Source organism: Streptomyces sp. NPDC102437, from assembly GCF_044765565.1.
Classification (GTDB): domain Bacteria; phylum Actinomycetota; class Actinomycetes; order Streptomycetales; family Streptomycetaceae; genus Streptomyces.
In genome coordinates, this window is sequence record NZ_JBIWKI010000056.1 from 17,804 (window position 1) to 35,538 (window position 17,735).

The 17,735-nt window shown below is 69.7% G+C and carries 17 protein-coding genes and 2 pseudogenes; 6 read left to right on the forward strand and 13 right to left on the reverse strand.

Translation table 11 applies throughout. The features are described from left to right. Positions 1–112 precede the first annotated feature (112 nt). The 3 genes from ACIRJP_RS37335 to ACIRJP_RS37345 all read right to left on the reverse strand — a co-directional run bounded on the left by ACIRJP_RS37335 (position 113) and on the right by ACIRJP_RS37345 (position 2,292). Positions 113–628, reverse strand: coding sequence for a universal stress protein (locus ACIRJP_RS37335; protein ID WP_404184438.1), 516 nt, complete (start codon positions 626–628; stop codon positions 113–115). Positions 629–633: 5 nt separating this feature from the next. After that, positions 634–1,890 (reverse strand): SLC13 family permease, encoded by a 1,257-nt coding sequence (locus ACIRJP_RS37340; protein ID WP_404184480.1) that lies wholly within the window; start codon positions 1,888–1,890, stop codon positions 634–636. A gap of 183 nt (positions 1,891–2,073) precedes the next feature. Further along, complete coding sequence (locus ACIRJP_RS37345) at positions 2,074–2,292, reverse strand: hypothetical protein (RefSeq protein ID WP_404184441.1); 219 nt, start codon at positions 2,290–2,292, stop codon at positions 2,074–2,076. A gap of 11 nt (positions 2,293–2,303) precedes the next feature. Here ACIRJP_RS37345 and ACIRJP_RS37350 point away from each other — a divergent pair. Next, a pseudogene (locus tag ACIRJP_RS37350) lies at positions 2,304–2,550 on the forward strand (cold-shock protein). Positions 2,551–2,750: 200 nt separating this feature from the next. Here the strand turns inward: ACIRJP_RS37350 and ACIRJP_RS37355 are convergent. Beyond that, positions 2,751–3,389 carry a LysE family translocator gene (locus ACIRJP_RS37355; RefSeq protein WP_404184483.1) on the reverse strand — a complete coding sequence of 213 codons (639 nt, stop codon included), beginning with the start codon at positions 3,387–3,389 and terminating at the stop codon, positions 2,751–2,753. A gap of 340 nt (positions 3,390–3,729) precedes the next feature. Then, positions 3,730–4,599 (reverse strand): IclR family transcriptional regulator, encoded by an 870-nt coding sequence (locus tag ACIRJP_RS37360; RefSeq protein WP_404184444.1) that lies wholly within the window; start codon positions 4,597–4,599, stop codon positions 3,730–3,732. 42 nt (positions 4,600–4,641) lie between these two features. Between ACIRJP_RS37360 and ACIRJP_RS37365 the strand changes: the two genes are divergently transcribed. The 3 genes from ACIRJP_RS37365 to ACIRJP_RS37375 are packed head-to-tail and all read left to right on the forward strand — an operon-like array spanning position 4,642 to position 8,658. Then, positions 4,642–5,862, forward strand: a complete 1,221-nt coding sequence (locus ACIRJP_RS37365; RefSeq protein WP_404184447.1) for a homoserine dehydrogenase — start codon at positions 4,642–4,644, stop codon at positions 5,860–5,862. Beyond that, positions 5,855–7,282, forward strand: a complete 1,428-nt coding sequence (locus ACIRJP_RS37370; protein ID WP_404184450.1) for an aldehyde dehydrogenase family protein — start codon at positions 5,855–5,857, stop codon at positions 7,280–7,282. The genes ACIRJP_RS37365 and ACIRJP_RS37370 overlap by 8 nt, the downstream gene beginning before the upstream one ends. Beyond that, complete coding sequence (locus ACIRJP_RS37375) at positions 7,279–8,658, forward strand: aspartate ammonia-lyase (protein WP_404184453.1); 1,380 nt, start codon at positions 7,279–7,281, stop codon at positions 8,656–8,658. Before ACIRJP_RS37370 ends, ACIRJP_RS37375 begins: the two co-directional genes overlap by 4 nt. A 112-nt stretch (positions 8,659–8,770) precedes the next feature. Here ACIRJP_RS37375 and ACIRJP_RS37380 read toward each other — a convergent pair whose 3' ends face one another. The 5 genes from ACIRJP_RS37380 to ACIRJP_RS37400 form a co-directional block, all read right to left on the reverse strand. Beyond that, positions 8,771–9,211: an Lrp/AsnC family transcriptional regulator gene (locus ACIRJP_RS37380; protein ID WP_404184456.1), complete on the reverse strand. Its 441-nt coding sequence runs from the start codon at positions 9,209–9,211 to the stop codon at positions 8,771–8,773. Positions 9,212–9,293: 82 nt separating this feature from the next. Further along, complete coding sequence (locus ACIRJP_RS37385) at positions 9,294–10,067, reverse strand: cyclase family protein (RefSeq protein WP_404184459.1); 774 nt, start codon at positions 10,065–10,067, stop codon at positions 9,294–9,296. Positions 10,068–10,179: 112 nt separating this feature from the next. After that, on the reverse strand, positions 10,180–10,839 hold the full coding sequence (locus ACIRJP_RS37390) for an HAD hydrolase-like protein (RefSeq protein WP_404184462.1): 660 nt from the start codon (positions 10,837–10,839) through the stop codon (positions 10,180–10,182). Then, entirely contained in the window at positions 10,836–12,224 is a 1,389-nt protein-coding gene (locus ACIRJP_RS37395) for an amino acid permease (RefSeq protein WP_404184465.1), read from the reverse strand. The genes ACIRJP_RS37390 and ACIRJP_RS37395 overlap by 4 nt, the downstream gene beginning before the upstream one ends. A gap of 268 nt (positions 12,225–12,492) precedes the next feature. After that, entirely contained in the window at positions 12,493–12,966 is a 474-nt protein-coding gene (locus ACIRJP_RS37400; protein WP_404184468.1) for a hypothetical protein, read from the reverse strand. Between the two features lie 147 nt (positions 12,967–13,113). On the opposite strand from ACIRJP_RS37400, the gene ACIRJP_RS37405 reads away from it, so the two are divergent. Together ACIRJP_RS37405 and ACIRJP_RS37410 are read left to right on the forward strand one after the other, a co-directional pair. Then, positions 13,114–13,878, forward strand: coding sequence for an IclR family transcriptional regulator (locus ACIRJP_RS37405; protein WP_404184471.1), 765 nt, complete (start codon positions 13,114–13,116; stop codon positions 13,876–13,878). Positions 13,879–14,993: 1,115 nt separating this feature from the next. Then, on the forward strand, positions 14,994–15,899 hold the full coding sequence (locus ACIRJP_RS37410; RefSeq protein ID WP_404184474.1) for a PhzF family phenazine biosynthesis protein: 906 nt from the start codon (positions 14,994–14,996) through the stop codon (positions 15,897–15,899). A 244-nt stretch (positions 15,900–16,143) separates the two neighbouring features. Here ACIRJP_RS37410 and ACIRJP_RS37415 read toward each other — a convergent pair whose 3' ends face one another. The 3 genes and pseudogenes from ACIRJP_RS37415 to ACIRJP_RS37425 all read right to left on the reverse strand — a co-directional run. After that, complete coding sequence (locus ACIRJP_RS37415) at positions 16,144–16,647, reverse strand: hypothetical protein (protein WP_404184477.1); 504 nt, start codon at positions 16,645–16,647, stop codon at positions 16,144–16,146. Between the two features lie 16 nt (positions 16,648–16,663). Further along, positions 16,664–16,954 carry a hypothetical protein gene (locus tag ACIRJP_RS37420; RefSeq protein WP_404184486.1) on the reverse strand — a complete coding sequence of 97 codons (291 nt, stop codon included), beginning with the start codon at positions 16,952–16,954 and terminating at the stop codon, positions 16,664–16,666. A gap of 253 nt (positions 16,955–17,207) precedes the next feature. Continuing rightward, positions 17,208–17,732 (reverse strand): annotated as a pseudogene (locus ACIRJP_RS37425) (DJ-1/PfpI family protein); the annotation flags it as partial. Between the last annotated feature and the right edge of the window lie 3 nt (positions 17,733–17,735).

A 17,735-nucleotide genomic window follows, 5' to 3' on the forward strand; every position in this document is an offset into this window, starting at 1 on the left:
GCGGGAACCTCCGCTGGTCCGCGGGCCATGTCCCGAGCGGGAATCCGGTCGGGCCCAGTCATCGGGGGTGACGTAGTCGTACGGCATCCGCAGCGGCTCCGCGCCGTGTCTTTCACCGATCGGGGTGGCGGCCTGGAGACTGCGGCCGGTGGGGTGGCGGCGGGATGGTGGCCGTGCTGGGTGCGGTCTCCGGCCAGACCAGCAGGACGGGGCAGGGGGCGTGGTCGACGATGAAGCGGCTGGCGGGGCCGAGGCTGCGGGGTCCGAGGTGGGTGCGGTCGCCGTCGCGGGCGAGAATGAGCAGGTCGGCGCCTTCGGCGGCGGCCACGACTTCTCGTTCGACGCTGCCCGAGCGTTCTTGCCGGGCACACGGCCGTCCCAGCCGCTCGGCCGCTCTGGTCAGGAGATGTTCGGCTGAGGCAGCGGCCAGGTGTTCCACCGCGGTGCCGGGGTCGCGGTCGGGGCGTGCGCGGCCCAGCAGCCCGGCGTAGGCGCCGTGCGCGGCGCCCGGCACCTCGTGTCCGGTGATGTGGAGCAGCACCAGGTCAGCGTTGGCAGGCGTGTGGGTGCGGGCGGCGTCGACGCAGGCGGGCCAGGTGCCCTCGACGATCCAGACGATGACGGTCACGGTGTTCAGCCTCCGATGGTTTGGAGTGAGCCCCACAGTGCCACCACGGAGAGCAGCAGGGCGGCGGGCACGGCGAGCAGGCCGAGCCGGGTGAACTCGCCGAGGCCTACGTCGGTGTCGTGTTCGCGTACGATGCGCCGCCACAGCAGGGTGGCCAGCGAGCCGGCGTAGGTGAGGTTCGGGCCGATGTTCACGCCGAGGAGGACGGCGAGGACGGCGCCCGGGCCGGTGGGGGTGGTCAGGGGCAGCAGGACCAGGACGGCAGGCAGGTTGTTGATGACGTTCGCCAGTACGGCAGCCAGTGCCGCGATGGCGAGGAGGGCCGGGAGACCGGTGCCGCCGGGCACCAGGTGGCCCAGTACGTCCGCGAGGCCGTTGTCGACCACGGCCCGGACCACGATGCCCAGGGCCAGGACGAAGGCGCAGAACGGCAGGGCCGCGGCCCGGACGATCGCCGTGGGGGTGGTGCGGCGCTGGGCCAGGGCGCGGGCCGCCAGGACGGCCGCGCCCGCGGCCGCCGCCCAGGCCGGGTTGATGCCGACCGCCGAGGTCAGGACAAAGCCCGCCAGGGTGCCCGCCACTGTGAGCAGGGCGAACAGAGGCAGTTCGCGGGGCTCGTCGGCGGGCGGGGCCTCGGTGCCCGCGTCCAGGTCAGTGGCGAAGAAGCGGCGGATCACCATGTACTCGACACCGATGGCCACCAGCCAGGGCAGCGCCATCAACGCGGCGAAGCGGGTGAAGCTCAGGCCACTGGCGGCGAACGCCAGCAAGTTGGTCAGGTTCGAGACCGGGAGCAGCAGCGAGGCGGTGTTCGACAGGTGGGTGCAGGCGTAGACGTGCGGTTTGGCGCGGGCGCCGAGGCGGGCGGCGGTGGCGAACACCACCGGAGTCAGCAGCACCACCGTGGCGTCCAGGCTGAGCACTGCGGTGATCAGTGAGGCAGCCACGAACACGAGGACCAGCAGGCGGCGGGGGCGGCCGGCCGCCCGGCGGGCCATCCAGGCGCCGCACGCGTGGAACAGACCCTCGTCGTCGCACAGCTGGGCCAGGACCAGGACGGCCGCGAGGAAGCCGATCACCGGGCCCAGCTGGGCGGCCTCGGCCGCCGCGTGGTCGAGCGAGATCGCGCCGGTGGCGATGACCACCCCGGCAGCGGGGACAGCCACGACCGCCTCCGGCCAGCCCCACGGCCGGATCACCGCGCAGGCCAGCACCGCCAGGAGCAAGGCGACAGAGAGTGCTTCTGCGAGTGCAAAGTTCAGCGTCTGAGCCTTTCCGGGACGGAATCCTGGCAGAGCGGAACGACCGTACCGGGGCAGGCCGTGGCTCGTGTCGAGCACGCTGAGGATTTGAGAAATATCGGAACAAAAGTACACCGTCGGCCCTCGGGAACCTGGTGCCGTCCGCATACCGGCGGGGCTTCCACCCCGACGCCTCTGGGCCGGTCAGGAGGCATCCACGAGCCGCAGGACGAGGGAGACCGCGGAGACGCAGCACTCCTCCTGCCCAGCCTCCTTTGATGCTTGCTGACGAAGGTCGGTGTGGCGTTTGCGGGTGTTGCCGAGCCAGGTGCCGAGCTTGACCACCACGGGCCGGTCAGCAACATCCTGACGACCCGACAGCGCATCTGTCGTCTCCAGGTGCTCGGCCTGCTTGCGGGGCACTCGCAGCTGGGATGCGTTTCACCCGTACACGATCAGGAGGAGATAGGGCCGAGCGCCAGAACGGCACCGAGAAGTGGTTCAACGACGAGAAGGGCTACGGCTTCATCACCCCGGAGACCGGTCCTGATCTCTTCGTCCACTTCCGTGCGATCGAAGGGCATGGATTTCAAGTCCCTGAAGGAAGGCCAGGCGGTCACCTTCGAGGCGGTCCAGGGGCAGAAGGGTATGCAGGCCGAAAGAGTCCAGGCCGCGGGGTAGCAGCCCGCTCGCGACTCGATGGGCGACGGCCTCGACCAGTGGGTTGACGAGGTGCGCATCCGTGACGGGCGGAGCAGCTTTGCGCGGTGGGCCCTCGCGGGGGAGGCGTGGGCCGCAGATGAAGGCCGACACCCGCGCACGGCAGCGAGCACGCGCTCGTTCTGAGAGCTAGTTCCAGCCCTGTGACCGGCCGAAACGGATCAGTCCTTGCGCCCCGTCGCAGCGACGGTGACTCCCAGGCCGATCATGGCGAGCCCGCCGATCCCGCCCACCAAAGAAAGCCGCTGCGGCGAGCGCGCGAACCAGTCCCGGGCAGTGGCCGCGACCATCCCCCACGCCATGTCGGACGCCACAGCGATGATGTTGAAGACCAGGCCCAACAGCAGCATCTGCACCGCGACATGCCCCTGACTGCGGTCAACGAACTGCGGCAACACAGCGGCGAAGAACACGATCGTCTTCGGATTGGTCACCCCGACCGCGAACCCCTCCCAAAACGTCCGCAGACCACCCTGCGCGACTCCCACCCCAGTGACCGTCGGCTGCAACGACCCGCGCTCGCGCCATGCCTTGACGCCGAGGAACACCAAGTAGGCGGCACCCACCAGCTTGAGCACAGTGAAGACAAGAACCGAGCGTTCCACCACCGCCCCCACCCCGAATGCCACAGCCACGATCAGCATGTAGGCGCCGACCGTGTTCCCCACAACCGTGGTCAGCGCGGCACGGCGCCCCTGCGCCAACGCTCGCCCGATCACGAACAGCACACTGGGACCGGGAATTATGATCAGCAAGAATGACATGGCCGCGAAAGCAATTATACGGTCAGTAGACACCATGAAGCTCATGCAAGCACGGGGAGGCACCGTCCATCCAGCCCATTTCCCATCCCACTCCGAGCACCGGAGGCTGGAACGCGGGCCGGTAGCCGGCAGTCCGCGCCGGATCATCAAGGCGGAACTGTCGAGGATCACCGGGCTGGCCAAGCAGGCCCCGCAAGGGCGTCTGACCAGGCGTGAGGAAGGTGAACTGGCCGCGGAGGACGAATCGGGGGCACCGGGGGCACCGACGAACTGCAACCGACGTGGTTCCGGCCGATCGCGGGCGGGGCACGGCGGCGAGAATGAGAACCGGCCAGGAGCGGGCGGACTTTGACAGGCCGTTGCTACGCAGGCCTGGTCAGGCCAGGTTCCCCAACTCGGCCGCCGCTGCCGTCAGATCGGTGCGGACCAGTTCCTCGTGCGGGGCGAGGTCGTTCTGCCGCCCCAGGACGGCGACGGCGGCGAAGACCCGTCCCCGGGCGTCGCGCACGGGCGCGGCGTACTCGGTGATGCCGTGCTCGAACTCCCCGTGCGCGGTGACCAGACCTCCGGGCGCGTCGCGTGCGTTGGCCCGGGCGACCTCGGCGGCCGAGTGGGCGGCGTTGGGGCCGCCGACTCCGATCAGTTCGTAACCCGCCAGCAGCATGGCGATCTCCTCCTCGGTGTGGTCCCACAACAGTGCGCGGCCCGCGCCCGTACACCAGCAGGGGGTCACCAGCGTCGCCCTGGTCAGCCACTGGTCGGCCATGGCGGGCGAGGGCTCGGCACGCAGCAGACGTACGAGGACACCGTCCCGGACGGACAGCCGGGCGCTGGCCCCGTGCCGGATCGCGAGGCGGCGCAGAATTGCCCGGCTGCTGTGCAGCAGACCGGGGTTGAGGGAGGCCGCCAGGGCGAAGAACTCGTGGGCGGCGCGCAGAGTGGAGTCCTCGCGGCGTTCGAGGAAGCCCTTGTCGCACAGCTCCTGCGTCATCCGTGAGGCCTTGCTGCGCTCCAGGCCCATCTCGTCGGCGAGCCTGCTGACATTGAACCCGGTGCGCCCGGACCGCTCGCGGTCGACTACGGCGTCGACGAGGCGCAGGCCGGTGCGCAGCGACGAGGCCGTGGAGTTCCCGGAGTCGCTCCTGCCCGGCCGGCTGCTCCCGGACGGCCCAGATCCTCCGGGACCGGGCCGGTCATCGCCCTGCTGGGATCGCTCGGATCGCTTGTCGGGGCCGAATGCTGTCACGTCGGCACTATAGCGATCCGCTCGTCGCAGGAGCGGATCGTCATGAGCCTCGGCCGCATCGGCACGGTCTGGATGACCACCCCGGGCGCAACGCTGTTCAGCACGCACAGGGTCCACGTGAAGGAGAACCAGATGACCCGATACGACCTCGCCCTCATCGGATTCGGCGGTGTCAACCGCGCGCTCGCCGAATTGATCACCGAGCGGGGCGACGCACTTGCCGCCGAACTGGGGTTCGGTCTGCGCGTGGTGGCCATCACCGATCTGCGTGCCGGTTCGCTGGTGCGCGCCGACGGCATCGAACTGGCTCCGCTGCTCGCGGCCACGCCCAGCGAACTGGACTTCTCCCGCATGGCGGGCGGCAGCCCTGATCCCCGCAACGAGTGGGTGATCCGGGAGGTCCCGGCCGACATCGTCGCCGAGGCGACCTTCACCAATCCCGAGGACGGCCAGCCCGCGCTGTCGCACGTGCGATGGGCGCTGGAGGCCGGGAAGCACGTCTGTACCACCAATAAGGGCCCGGTGGCACTGCGCGGTCGCGAGCTGAAGGAACTGGCCCGGCGTCATGACGTCGCCTTCGAGTGCGAGGGATCAGTGCTCAGCGGCACGCCCGTGCTGCGCACGGCGCGGCGGATGTTCGGGGGGCTGCGGGTGTCGGCCGTCGAGGGCGTCATGAACGGCACGTCCAACTACATCCTCGGCCGGCTGGAGAGCGGCATGGACTTCGCCGACGCGGTGGCCGAGGCCCAGGCGTTGGGATATGCGGAGGCCGACCCCACCGCCGACGTGGAGGGGCATGACGTCCAGCTGAAGGTCATGATCCTGGCCGGTGAGGTGCTGGGCACGGAACTGAAGCGCGCCGACGTGCCCTGCGAAGGCATCTCCGGCATCACCGCCGAGGACATAGAGGCAGCCGCGGCCGAAGGACTGCGCTGGAAACTGGTCGGATCGGCGACCCGGCGCCCCGACGGCACCGTGGATGCGCGCGTCGCCCCCGTGGCGCTGCCGGACAGCCACCCGCTGGCCGGGGTCTCAGGTCCGGTGAACGCGGTGGCCTTCCACACCGACCTGCTGGGAACCGTCACGGTCTCCGGGCCCGGCGCGGGGCGCACGGAGACCGCGTACGCGCTGCTGTCGGACATCATCAGCATCCATGAGAGCCACAACGACCGCGGCACCCGAACCCAGGGAGCCACCGGCGGGGCACGCGCCGGCGCGCCGGTGGACAGTGCACGTGAGCTGGAGGAGACGAACCGTGTCTGAGACCGTGATCAACACCGCGCTGCACCTCGGCGACGACATGGCGCCTGTGCGCAACCCCTACACCGGCGAGACGATCGGCTCGGTCTGTGCCGTCGCTGCGGACGCCCTGGAAGCCGTAATGCTGCGGGCCCGTGACGGCCGCACCACTGCGCGGGCCATGTCGCGGGCCGCCCGGGCCAAGGTCCTCGACGGCGCGGCCCGGCTGGTGGAGGAACGCGCCGAGTCTTTCGCCCGGCTGATCGTGAGTGAGGCGGGGAAGACCCTCGTCCAGGCCCGCAAGGAGGCCGCCCGCGCGGTCAATACCCTGCGTCTGTCGGCCGCCGAGGCCCGGCGCAACGCCGGTGAGGTGGTGCCCTTCGACGCGTACGAGGGCTCCGAGGACCGCCAGGGGTGGTTCACCCGGGAGCCGCTGGGGATCATTGCCGCCATCACCCCGTACAACGACCCGCTGAACCTGGTCGCTCACAAGCTGGGGCCTGCCGTCGCGGGCGGCAACGCGGTGGTACTCAAACCGTCCGCGCTGACACCGCTGTCGGCGCTGCGCCTGGTGGACACCCTGGTCGAGGCCGGTCTTCCCGAGGAGGTCGTGACCGTCGTCAACGGCGGGCCCGAGCTGGGTGCGGCCCTCGTTGCTTCGCGCGACGTGCGGATGGTGTCCTTCACCGGAGGTTTCCGCACCGGTGAGGCGATCGCCCGCTCGGCGGGACTGAAGAAACTCGCGATGGATCTCGGCGGCAACGCGCCCGTGATCGTCATGGAGGACGCGGACCTGGACGCCGCCGTGGAGGGCTGTGTGTCCGGTGCCTTCTGGGCGGCCGGACAGAACTGTATCGGCGTCCAACGGGTCCTTGTCGCCCGCCAGGTGTATGCGGCCTTCCGCGACGCCTTCGTCGCGCGAACACTGCGGCTGAGGGCGGGCGACCCGACGGACGAGCGTACGGACGTAGGGCCGATGATCACAGCCGGCTCGGCGGCCGCTGCCAAGGCCCTTGTCGACGCGGCGCTCGAGCAGGGGGCGACGCTGCTGTGCGGCAATCGGCTCGACGGCAGTGTCTATGCCCCGACGGTCCTGGAGGACGTCCCGGGCACCGCTGCGGTGTGGCAGGACGAGGCGTTCGCGCCGGTCGTCGTCCTCCAGCCCTTCGACTCGTTCGGGGAGGCCGTCGAGCGGGCCAACGAGATCGAGTTCAGCCTGCACGCCGGTATCTTCACCACCCGGCTGGACCGTGCCCTGGGGGCTGCCCGGCGGCTGGACGCCGGAGGCGTCATGGTCAACGACTCCTCCGACTACCGCTTCGACGCGATGCCGTTCGGCGGCTTCAAGTACGGCAGCATGGGCCGTGAGGGGGTTCGGTTCGCCTACGAGGAGATGACCCAGCCCAAGGTCGTCTGCTTCAACGGGACGGGCGACGGCCGGTGAGCGGCTTCCGCATCGAGTCCGACTCTCTGGGCGAGGTGGAGATCCCCCAGGCGGCGTACTGGGGCGTGCACACCGCCCGCGCTCTGGAGAACTTCCGGATCAGCGGTGTCTCAGCGGCCTCCCATCCGCACCTGGTGCGGGCCATGGCCGCCGTGAAACACGCGGCGGCCATGGCCAATGATGAGGTCGGTGCTCTGGAACCGCGCAAGGCACGGGCCATCGCCGAGGCGTGCGCCGAAATCGAACGGGGCCGATACCACGAGGAGTTCGTCGTGGACGTCGTCCAGGGCGGTGCCGGCACCAGCACCAACATGAACGCCAACGAGGTCATCGCCAACCTCGCCCTGGAACGCCTGGGTTGTGCCCGTGGACGGTACGACGTCCTCCACCCGCTCGACGATGTCAACCGATGCCAGTCGACCAACGACGTCTACCCGACGGCCCTGAAGATCGCCGTGAGCGCGGCTCTCGCCGACCTCTCCGTTGAACTCGGCCTCCTGTCCGAGGCGTTCACGGCCAAGGGCAGGGAGTTCCGGCATGTCGTGAAGGTGGGCCGCACCCAGTTGCAGGACGCGGTCCCGATGACACTCGGCCAGGAGTTCGCCGCGTTCGGCGTCACTCTGTCGGAGGACACGGCCCGCATCTCCGAAACGCTTCCGCTGCTCGCCGAGACCAACCTCGGCGCCACCGCGGTCGGCACCGGCGTCACCGCGGCACCGGGTTATGCCCAGGCCGCTGTCCGGCATCTGCGGGCACTGACCGGGCTGGATCTGAAGGCGGCGTCCGACCTCGTCGAAGCAACCTCCGACACTGGTGTGTTCCTCCAGGCGTCCGGGGTCCTCAAGCGCACGGCAGTGAAGCTGTCGAAGATCTGCAGCGATCTGCGGCTGCTGTCCAGCGGCCCGCAGTCGGGCCTCGGGGAGATCAACCTGCCGCCGCGCCAGGCCGGCTCCTCGATCATGCCGGGCAAGGTCAACCCGGTGATCCCGGAACTGGTCAACCAGATCGCCTTCGCCACGGCGGGGGCCGACGTGGCGATCACTATGGCCGCCGACAACGGGCAGTTGCAGCTCAACGCCTTCGAGCCGCTCATCGGCCACCTGCTGCTCCAGCACATTGCTTGGCTGACTCGCGGCTGCGCCACTCTGCGCACCCTGTGCGTGGTCGGGATCACAGCCAACGAGGAGCGACTGGCGCGGCAGGCCGCAGGGTCTGTCGGGGTGGTGACGGCGCTGACACCTCGCATCGGGTACGCGGCAGCGGCCGAGGCCGCCCGGCAGGCACTGGCCACCGGTGCCGACGTGCTGGACGTCGTCGTCGACAGCGGACTGCTCGACCGTGACAGCGCCGAGCAATTGCTCCGGGCGGGCGTCTGACGGGACGCCCGCAGCCCCTGGGGCATGGCACGCGGCCGGCCCCCCAGGGCAGTCCGCGTACCGCTGCTGCCCGCCGGTCCGCCGGGGGCAGCAGCTCCCTCGCCCCTGCGATTCAGGACCGGCCGCGGTCGACGACGCGGGACAGTGCGAGAGTGGTGACCGTGTCACGTACACCGGGCATCTGGGCCATGTGCTCCCAGATGCCCCTTACGCGTTCCAGGGACCGGGCCTCCAGACTGACCAGCAGGTCGAACTCACCGCTGAGCACGTCGCAGGAGACGACTTCGGGGATGCGCCTGATCGCCGCGAGGACATCCCCGCCGCGCATCCGGTCCTTCCGGTAGACGAGCACATGGGCGCGGACCAGATCCGCGGCCGCCGTGCCGGACGGGCGGACTAGGGTGTAGCCGCAGATGTACCCCTGCCGCTCGAGACGTTCCACCCGTTGGCGCACGGCGTTCCTGGACAACTGCACACGCTGGCCGAGTTCGGCGTGGGTGATGCGGGCGTTGCGGGTCAGTTCAGCGATGATCTTCTCATCGACGGCGTCCATGGTCTCGGCTCCTGGTCGTGAAAGGACCCCGGCGGCCTGCTGGCCGCCGGGGTGGGGGGCATCGGTTACTGCTCCGGCTGTCTCACCGGACAGTGCACTCCGCCCCGTGGAGGGCGAACACCCGGGCCGGGAAGCCGGAACCTCCCTGCGGCTTCGGCCAGGTCGCGACGATCAGGGCGCCCGCCTCGGGGACCCGGTCGAGGTTGGCCATCAGCTCGATCTGCCACCGGTCGCGCTCCAGGACATACCGCTCCAGGCTGAAGTCACCTGCCGAGGTGGCCAGACCGGGGTCGGTGTCGGTCTGCTCGTGACCGATGGCGGTGACGCCCACCTCCTCGAAAAGATGGCGCAGTACCGGGCCCGACCAGCCCGGCGCGTGGCTGAGGCCCGCCTCGTCCCGGTTGGCCATGGCGGACGGGTCCGGCCAGCGGCGGCTCCAGCCCGTGCGCAGGGCCACGAAGGACCCGGCCGGTATGCGGCCGTTGCGGCCTTCCCAGGCGGTCACGTCGTCCAGCGTGGGCACGGAGTCAGGATCGGCCTCGACACGGTCGGAGATGTCGAGGATGACCAGCGGCAGGAGCATCTCCTCGACGGGGATGTTGTCCAGCGTGCGTGCGCCGTCCACGAAGTGCACGGGCGGGTCGACGTGGGTGCCCCACTGGCCGACGAGCGTGTAGAGGTGCACATTGAAGCCGTCGCCGCGCTTCATGTCGAAGGGCATCTCGCGGCGCTCGTCCGGGAACGCCGGAAAGTGCGGCTGGCCCGGATGGAAGGCGTGGGTGAGGTCCGTGTGGACGGACGTCTCGGTCAGCTCGCGCAGGGCGGCCCACAGGCGGGGCTCGGGGAAGCGGTCCATGTGCTGTTCGACCTTGTCTCTGTGTCGTAGGCGGGGGCGCCGACCCGTGCGACGCGCACGGCCGGCCGGTATGACAGGGGTGCTTCGGGGCTGCAGGCCGACGCTCGGCCCGTCAGGTCGGATCGTTCGTCAGCAGGTCGGCCAGTTCTGAGGGCTCGGCGACGGACGCGACGGCACCTGCGGCCTCTTCGCGGCTGCCGTAGCCCCACCGCACATGGACGGCGGGGATCCCCTCGGCCGCCGCGCTCTGCACGTCGTACGCCCGGTCGCCGACCATGAGCGGCCTGGAGACATCGACCCCACGTGCACGCAGCCGGGCGAGGCAGACCCGGATGACCTGGCGCTTGGTGGTCCGTCCCGCCGACTCGTCGATGCCGCAGACTGCAGCCAGACGAGCCTCCAGACGGTGGTGCCGGGTCACGCGTTCGGCCTGGTCCTGGACCTTCGACGTCGCCACGCCCATCGTCATCCCCAGCCCAGCAAGGGCGTCAAGCATCTCCGGAACGCCCGTGAACAGGGAGCTGTCGAGGGCACCGTACTCCGCGTAGTCGGCCCGATAGGTGTGCAGGGCCCGCCGCGCCGTCTCCTCATCGAGGCCGACGACGTATCGGAAGGACTCGTACATCGGCGGTCCGACGAAGGAGCGCAGGGTGGGCTCGTCCGGCACCCCTGCACCCACGCTGCGCAGCGCGGCCGCGGCACTGGCGGTGACGCCCGGCGCCGAGTCGACCAGGGTGCCGTCGAGGTCCAGCAGGAGACAGGTCGGATTCATGAACATCCCGTCTCCGTCTCCGACTTTGTCGCCTTGGCCGACTGCCCGGCCCCGTGGCGCAGGCGGTAATAGAGGAAGCAGGCTCCGACGAATGGGATGCCGAAGTACAGGGCTGTGACCTGCGCCGGGTCGAAGGCGATGCCGACAAGCGATGCCAGGCAGAGGGTGAAGGCGAGTACCGGCACGACTGGGTAGAACGGGGTCCGGTAGGCCAGGGTCCTGATGTCTCCGCCGGACTTGACGAACTGCCGACGGTGGAGGAACTGGGAGGCGACGATGGACATCCAGACGCCGACGGCGGCGAAGCCTGCCACGGAGACGAGTACCAGGTAGACCGTCTCCGCCGCGACCACGCTGCTGAGCAGGGAGGCGAGGCCGCCCAGCATGCTCAGGAGCAGCGCGGTCATGGGGATGCCGCGGGAGTTGAGGCGGCGCAGTGCCGGTGGTGCCTGTCCTTCCTCCGACAGGGAGAACAGCATGCGGGCGCAGGAATACAGTCCGCTGTTCCCGGCCGACAGCAACGCTGTGATGATCACGAAGTTCATCAGGTCCGCCGCGTACGGGATGCCGACGGTCGAGAAGACGGTGACGAAGGGGCTCTCGTCGAGACCGACCTTCTCGTACGGGATCATCGCGGCGATCACCGTGATGGCACCGACGAAGAAGATCAGCAACCGGACGACGGTCACCCGCAGCGCCTTGGGGACGGCGGTGGCAGGGTCCGCGGTCTCGCCCGCGGCGACGCCGATGAGTTCGGACCCGGAGAAGGCGTAGAAGGCTGCGAGGACGGTGACCAGGATGCCCGAGAAGCCGTGGGGGAAGAGGCCGCCGTCGGTGGTGAAGTTCTCGAAGAGGGACGGGAATGCTTGGTCGCTGTCGGCGAGCGGGTGGAAGCCGGCCAGGGCGGCACCGCCCAGGACGATGAGGGCGACCACGGCGACGACCTTGATCAGCGAGAACCAGTACTCGGTCTCACCGAAGACCCGTGCCGAGAAAGCATTGACGGCGAAGACGACCGCGGCGAAGACCACGCACCAGACCCACACGCCGATCGAGGGGAACCAGCGCTGCATCAGCAGACCGCAGGCGGTGAACTCGGAGCCGAGGGCGACGGCCCAGGTGAGCCAGTACAGCCATGCCGTGGCGAATCCGGTCGCCGGGCTGATGGAACGGGCGGCGTAGATGTGGAAGGAGCCCGAGACGGGGTAGATGACGGCGAGTTCACCAAGGCAGGTCATGACCAGGTAAACGACGAACGCGCCGACGAGGTAGGCGAGCACGGCACCGAGAGGGCCGGCCTGGGAGATGGTGAAGCCGGAACTGATGAACAGTCCGGAGCCGATGACCCCGCCCATCGCGATCATGACAAGGTGGCGCGCGGTCATGGAGCGGCGCAGTGCCTCGCCGGGCCCGTCGGACGGGGGTCCGGGCGGTGCGGGGGACTGATGAGGGGACGAAGGCGCTGTGTGCGGCTGCGCCGGGGGGCTTCCCGGCGTGAGGGGCAGGGACATATGAGGTGTCCTTGGGTGGCAGCGGCTGGGGACGGCAACGCATGGCGAAGGGGTGGTGCCACTGATGGGGCCTGCGGAGCGCGGGAATGGGTGGCCCCGCGCGCCGCGGCCGGGAGGAGCGCCTGAGGTCGGCGACGTCGAATCAGGCGCGGTGGACGAGGTCGAACGGAGCGGACAGTTCGACGACCGGGACTTCCCAGGGATGGGCATCCAGGATGCGGCCGAGGACGCGCGACACCTCGTCGTCCGGCGTACGAGCGTCGATGTGGACGGTGACAGTGAGCGTGGGCGAGAGGGAACTGTCGCCGACGGAGCCGAAGGCCGGCCGGGCGCCCGGCTCCGTGGTGAAGCCCTCCACGCCGACACCCACCTCGAAGACGTCGCTGTAGACACCGAAGTCGCCCGCGCACGGTGAAGAACGCAGGATCTGCAGCAGCGAGCCGAACGCCGCGTCGTCGCGCAGCGTCTCGGTGTGGCCCGCTCCCAGGGCGGCGAGTGTCTCACGGGTGACCGGCCAGTACACCCGGACCGACCGGACTGAGCGGAGCTTGATGTTCCCAAGGGGTGGCCGTTCGGACACACCATTGAGTGCCGATGCCGTCGTGGCGGTGGTCATGTGTGTGAGTTCCCTTCTCCGATTGACCGTGATGCTATGCGTGCGTTAAGTGCACGACAAGATGTGAATACTGCACAGTTTGAAAAAGTTCGCCGGATGATCACCGAGGTCATCGCTGGGGTTTCCGCGCCGGGTAGAGTGCCGCGCATGGAATCGAGTGTGGGCCGCGGCTTCGACATGCTGTCCGCGCTCACCGGTCGTACGGTTGCGAACCACCGCGGCGTCTCGATCAGCGACCTGGCCCGCGACATGGGACGCGACCGCAGTCAGGTGTCCCGGGCCCTGAACGCCATGGCCGAGGAGGAATTCCTCCTGCGCGACGCCGCGTCACGCACCCTCGCACCGCACTGGCGGCTGTACGCGGACGCACAGGAGCTCACGGCCCACCGGCTGCGCACGGACGGGCAGACGGCGCTGGAAGGGCTGGCCGCCGACACGGGCGAGAGCTGCTACCTCGGCATACTCGTCGGCGACGCCACCGTCACCATTGCGGAACGGGTGCCGCCGGGCAGCAAACAGATCGGCTCCTGGATCGGGCGGCCATACCCGGCGTACTGCAGCGACTGCGGCCAGGCCCTGCTGTGCGACGCCGAAGACGATGAGGTCGCCTCCGTCCTCGCCCGCACCGATTTCGTACGCCACGGACCCAAAACCCCCACCGGCGTCGACGACTTTCTCCACCGCCTCGCGGGGACCCGCGAGCGCGGCTACTCCGTCATCGACGAGGAGGCGGAACCCGGCCTGTACTCGATCGCCGCACCGGTACGCGACTTCCGCGGTGAGGTGATCGCCGCGATCCAGATCGTGGGACCGCGTGTCCGCCTGGCCCCCCGAACCGATGACCACGCGGCGGCGGCCCTCTCCTGGAGCCGTTGGCTCCAGGACGCACTGCGCGGCCACAACACCCGCTGACTCGACTGCAAGCAGACACAAAGGCCTTCAGGCCTCCGACACGTGTCGCCTCCTTTGCGTGAACCGCACCGCCTCGGAGGTCTGGCACACCTGTCCCACCTGCACCGATCCTGACTACCCCCACCCTGGCTGGCACGCTCGCTGCCTGGAGGAGTTGTCGCGGTTCGTACGGGGCCGCCTGGGACCGCTCCCCGCATGGACTCGGCGACATCCTCGGCCTTTCCAGGACCCGCATGTTCGGCCACTCCCTGGGCAATGCGACCGCGGCCTCGGCGATGGCGGCAGGGGTGCCGATCACGGCAGGCTCGAACCTCGACGGCAGTCTCATCGTCCTGCCAACGGGCTGCGCGAGCCGTTCCTCCTGATGAGCGAGGATGCGGACAACAAGCCGAGGTGGCCGCCGCTGCGGATGCGGGGGCGGCGAGGTTCTCTTGAAGGGAAGTCGCAGATAGCGGTCCAGGGCGCCGTCGGGAGAGAAGTGGAAGCCCGGCGTGAGGGCGAGGTTGCGCGTGGCCGCCAGGTCGGCCAACCGGCGGGAGCCGGCGTCGAGGAGCTCGAGCCACAGGGACAGACCGCCCTGCAGGACCGGGAAGCAACACCACGGAAGACCAGCCAGCAGCCGCGAGGGCACGATCCATGGCGGGGACGTCCCAGCCGGTGGAGGTGAGGGGCCTGGGAGACCAACCGGGCACGCGCGCCTCGGAACAGGGCGAGCGCGCCCGGATCGGTGGGAGAGTCCGGGACGACTCTGCTGTTCGGCCGCAGGTATGCCGCGCTGAGCAGGCTCAGCGCGGCATCGGCGCCGCTGGTCAGCAGGAGGTGCCCGCTGTCGGTCGCGAGCCCCTGGGCCTCGTAGGTCACGGTGCCCCGCGCGAGACCGAGCTCGCCGGCGAGCAGGCGTTCGGCGGGAAGCTGCGCCCCAAGAGGAACCGACCGTCGCGGATGGCCTTCGCCACGGCATCGGTCAAACGTCGCGCGGGCGGTCCGTCGCCGGCGCGCCAGTTGCCGAGCAGCTGGGGGAACCGTGACGCCGGGACGTGCCGTGCCATTCACGTAGGCCACTTTCTCGGGATTGGACCATGACCAGATGGACGGTCTCGCCCTAGCGTCGAGCCGTGACCAGCCACTACCGCATCAGTTCTGAAGACCACACGCCCCTGCACTACCGCCATGTCGATGTGTTTGCCGGCAAGGCGTTCACCGGCAACTCCCTTGCAGTCTTTCCCGACGACCCCGGCCTCTCCGCCGCACAGATGCTCACGATCACCCAGGAACTCCGGCACTTCGAGACGATCTTCCTGCGCGGCAATGATGAGAGCCAGGACGTCACCGCCCGGGTATTCGACCTCTTCGAGGAACTCGACTTCGCCGGTCATCCGGTCCTGGGCGCGGCCGCCGTCCTTCACGAACGTGACGGCGGTCGGGGGCCGCGGCGCCGGACGTTGCGCCTGGTCGGCAGGACGGTCGAGGTGACGACCTGGCGCACCGCCGCCGGGTACCACGCGGAACTCGACCAGGGAGCGCCGGAATTCCTCGCGACTGTACCGACGGAGGACAGGACGGAGATCGCCGCGGCGCTGAATCTGCCCCCCCGGGTACTCGCTGATCTTCCCCTGTGTGTCATCTCCACCGGCCTGCCCTATCTCATCGTGCCGGTGGTGGCGGGTCTGGCCGAGGCGAGGATCGTCCGCAGCGACTTCGCGGAGCTCGTCGGGCGGTACGGCGCGCAGTTCGCGTACGTGCTCGACATCAAGGCGCTGGAAGGTCGCCACTGGAACAACGACGGCGTTCTGGAGGACGTCGCGACCGGCAGTGCGGCGGGCTGCGTCGGCGCGTACCTCGCTCTGCACCGCGTTGTGCCCGTCGAGGAGGAGCTCACCCTGGGGCAGGGGCGTTTCACCGGCCGTCCGAGCCGGCTCACCGTCCTGCCGCAGGGGCGCCCCGACGCGCTGCACAACATCCGGGTCGGCGGCGACGTGAGCATGGTGGCCCGGGGAACCCTGGACGCCCTGCCCGAGTGAGGACCATTGCCATGCCCAGCTTTCCCCTTCACACAACCGACCGTATTCGCGCGGTCGTGGACCTTGCCGACCTCGTGGAGCCGGTCGCCGACGCTTTCACCGCGTTCAGCACCGGCGAAGGCACCCGGACGCCGGTCATGGTGCTGCCCGTCGCCGGCAGCGGGGACTCCCACGTCAAGGCCGCCCACCTGCCCCGGGTCCGCCACCCATTGGGCGGCCTCGGGTACGCGGCGGTGGTCGACGGTCAGAGTCGGCTGCGGAGCTCACTGGGAGGTGGCCCAGCCGTTGGCTGGAGCGGCGCTACGCCCCACAGGTGGACTCCGTGGGAGCTGGAACCTGTCGGCTGGGCGATCAGGACGAGGCCGTGACGAGTGGTGACTGTGCCACGGCTGCCGAGGACCACCGTACGTGCGCTGAAGGACACCCCGCCGTACGCTTCGAAGGCGGCTGCGGCGTCGATCTCATCGACGCCGTCGACCAGGCCGATCCCCACCGTGGAGCGCAGCCAGGGGAACGCGGCGTTCAGCGCGTACGGCAGGTCGCCGGGGGTGAGGTGGTTGGCCGGGATCGTGGTTGGCCCGTCCGGAGTCCAGCCCGGATACGACAGGCCCTTCCCGATTCGGGTGGCTTCGTCCTTGCCTGCGAGTTCCTCCACGACCCGCAGGGCTCCGACCGTGCCGGAGGTGACGCCGGCGGTGGTGGTGACCCGGTCGTCCTCCACATATCGCTGGCCGCGCTTCCAGTGCACCTGCGGTATTGGCGCTTCAGGGAGCTGATGTTGGACCAGAAGGAGGTCGCGTTCCGGCCGTCCAGCAGGCCGGAGGCCGCCAGCAGCTCCGGCCCGCGCATACTCCCAGAACATGGGCACCCTTGCGGTGCCGCTCCACGATCCAGTCACGCAGCCGCGCCTCCTTGGCGTCGGCCGGGTCGGTCACCGCGGGCACGACCACCACATCGGGCTCGGGGACCGCTCCCCTGTCCACCTCGGCCAACGTGTGGTCGGGCAGGAGTTGGGCACCGCCGGAGAGCGGGGAGACGCGGCGTTCGGCTGCCACGGTGTAGACGAACAACTTCTCCGACTCGGAACACCTGGTACGGCGCCATCACGTCGGTGGCCACGTGCACAGCGGGCTGTACATGGTCGCGGTAGCGCAGGAAAGGGCTGATCTGGGCAGCATCGCCGTCCCGCCGTAGATAGAGCACCAGCTCACGGGCGACGGCGGCGGCCAGTTCCGGGCCGTGGTCGCGTTCGACGATAGACAGCGCAAGGTCGATCCCGGAGGAGATGCCCGCGCTGGTACTGATGCGCCCGTCGTGGACGTACAGGGCCGCCTCGCGGACCCGGGCTGCCGGATACCGCTCGCGCATCGCTCCGGTCAGCGACCAGTGCGTCGTGCACGACCGGCCATCCAGCAGCCCCGCCTCTCCCACGGCCGCGGCACCGCTGCACACCGACGCCACCCGCGCCCCCGCGTCATAGGCATCCCGCAGCCATCGCACTGCGGCGCTCGACACCAGCCGGTCGGATCCAGTCAGCCGTGGCCCCGGGACCAGCACCAGATCACCCGGTCCCGCCTGCGACGCCGCAAGCGCCTGGAGCCCGGCGAGCTCCAGCCCCTGCGCCGAGCGCACCCCACCAGTCTCGGCGACGTACTCCAGCCGGTAGCAGCCGCCCAAGCGGGCTGCCGCATAGAAGACCTGGACCGGGCCGCCGAGATCCAACAGGTTCACCTCGGGCAGCACTAGTACTGCAACGACACTCCGTGATGTCCTCTGCGTTGGTAATGGCTGATGCGGGCTCGTGCTTGGCTTCGTCTTCGCCATCGTGACCATGCG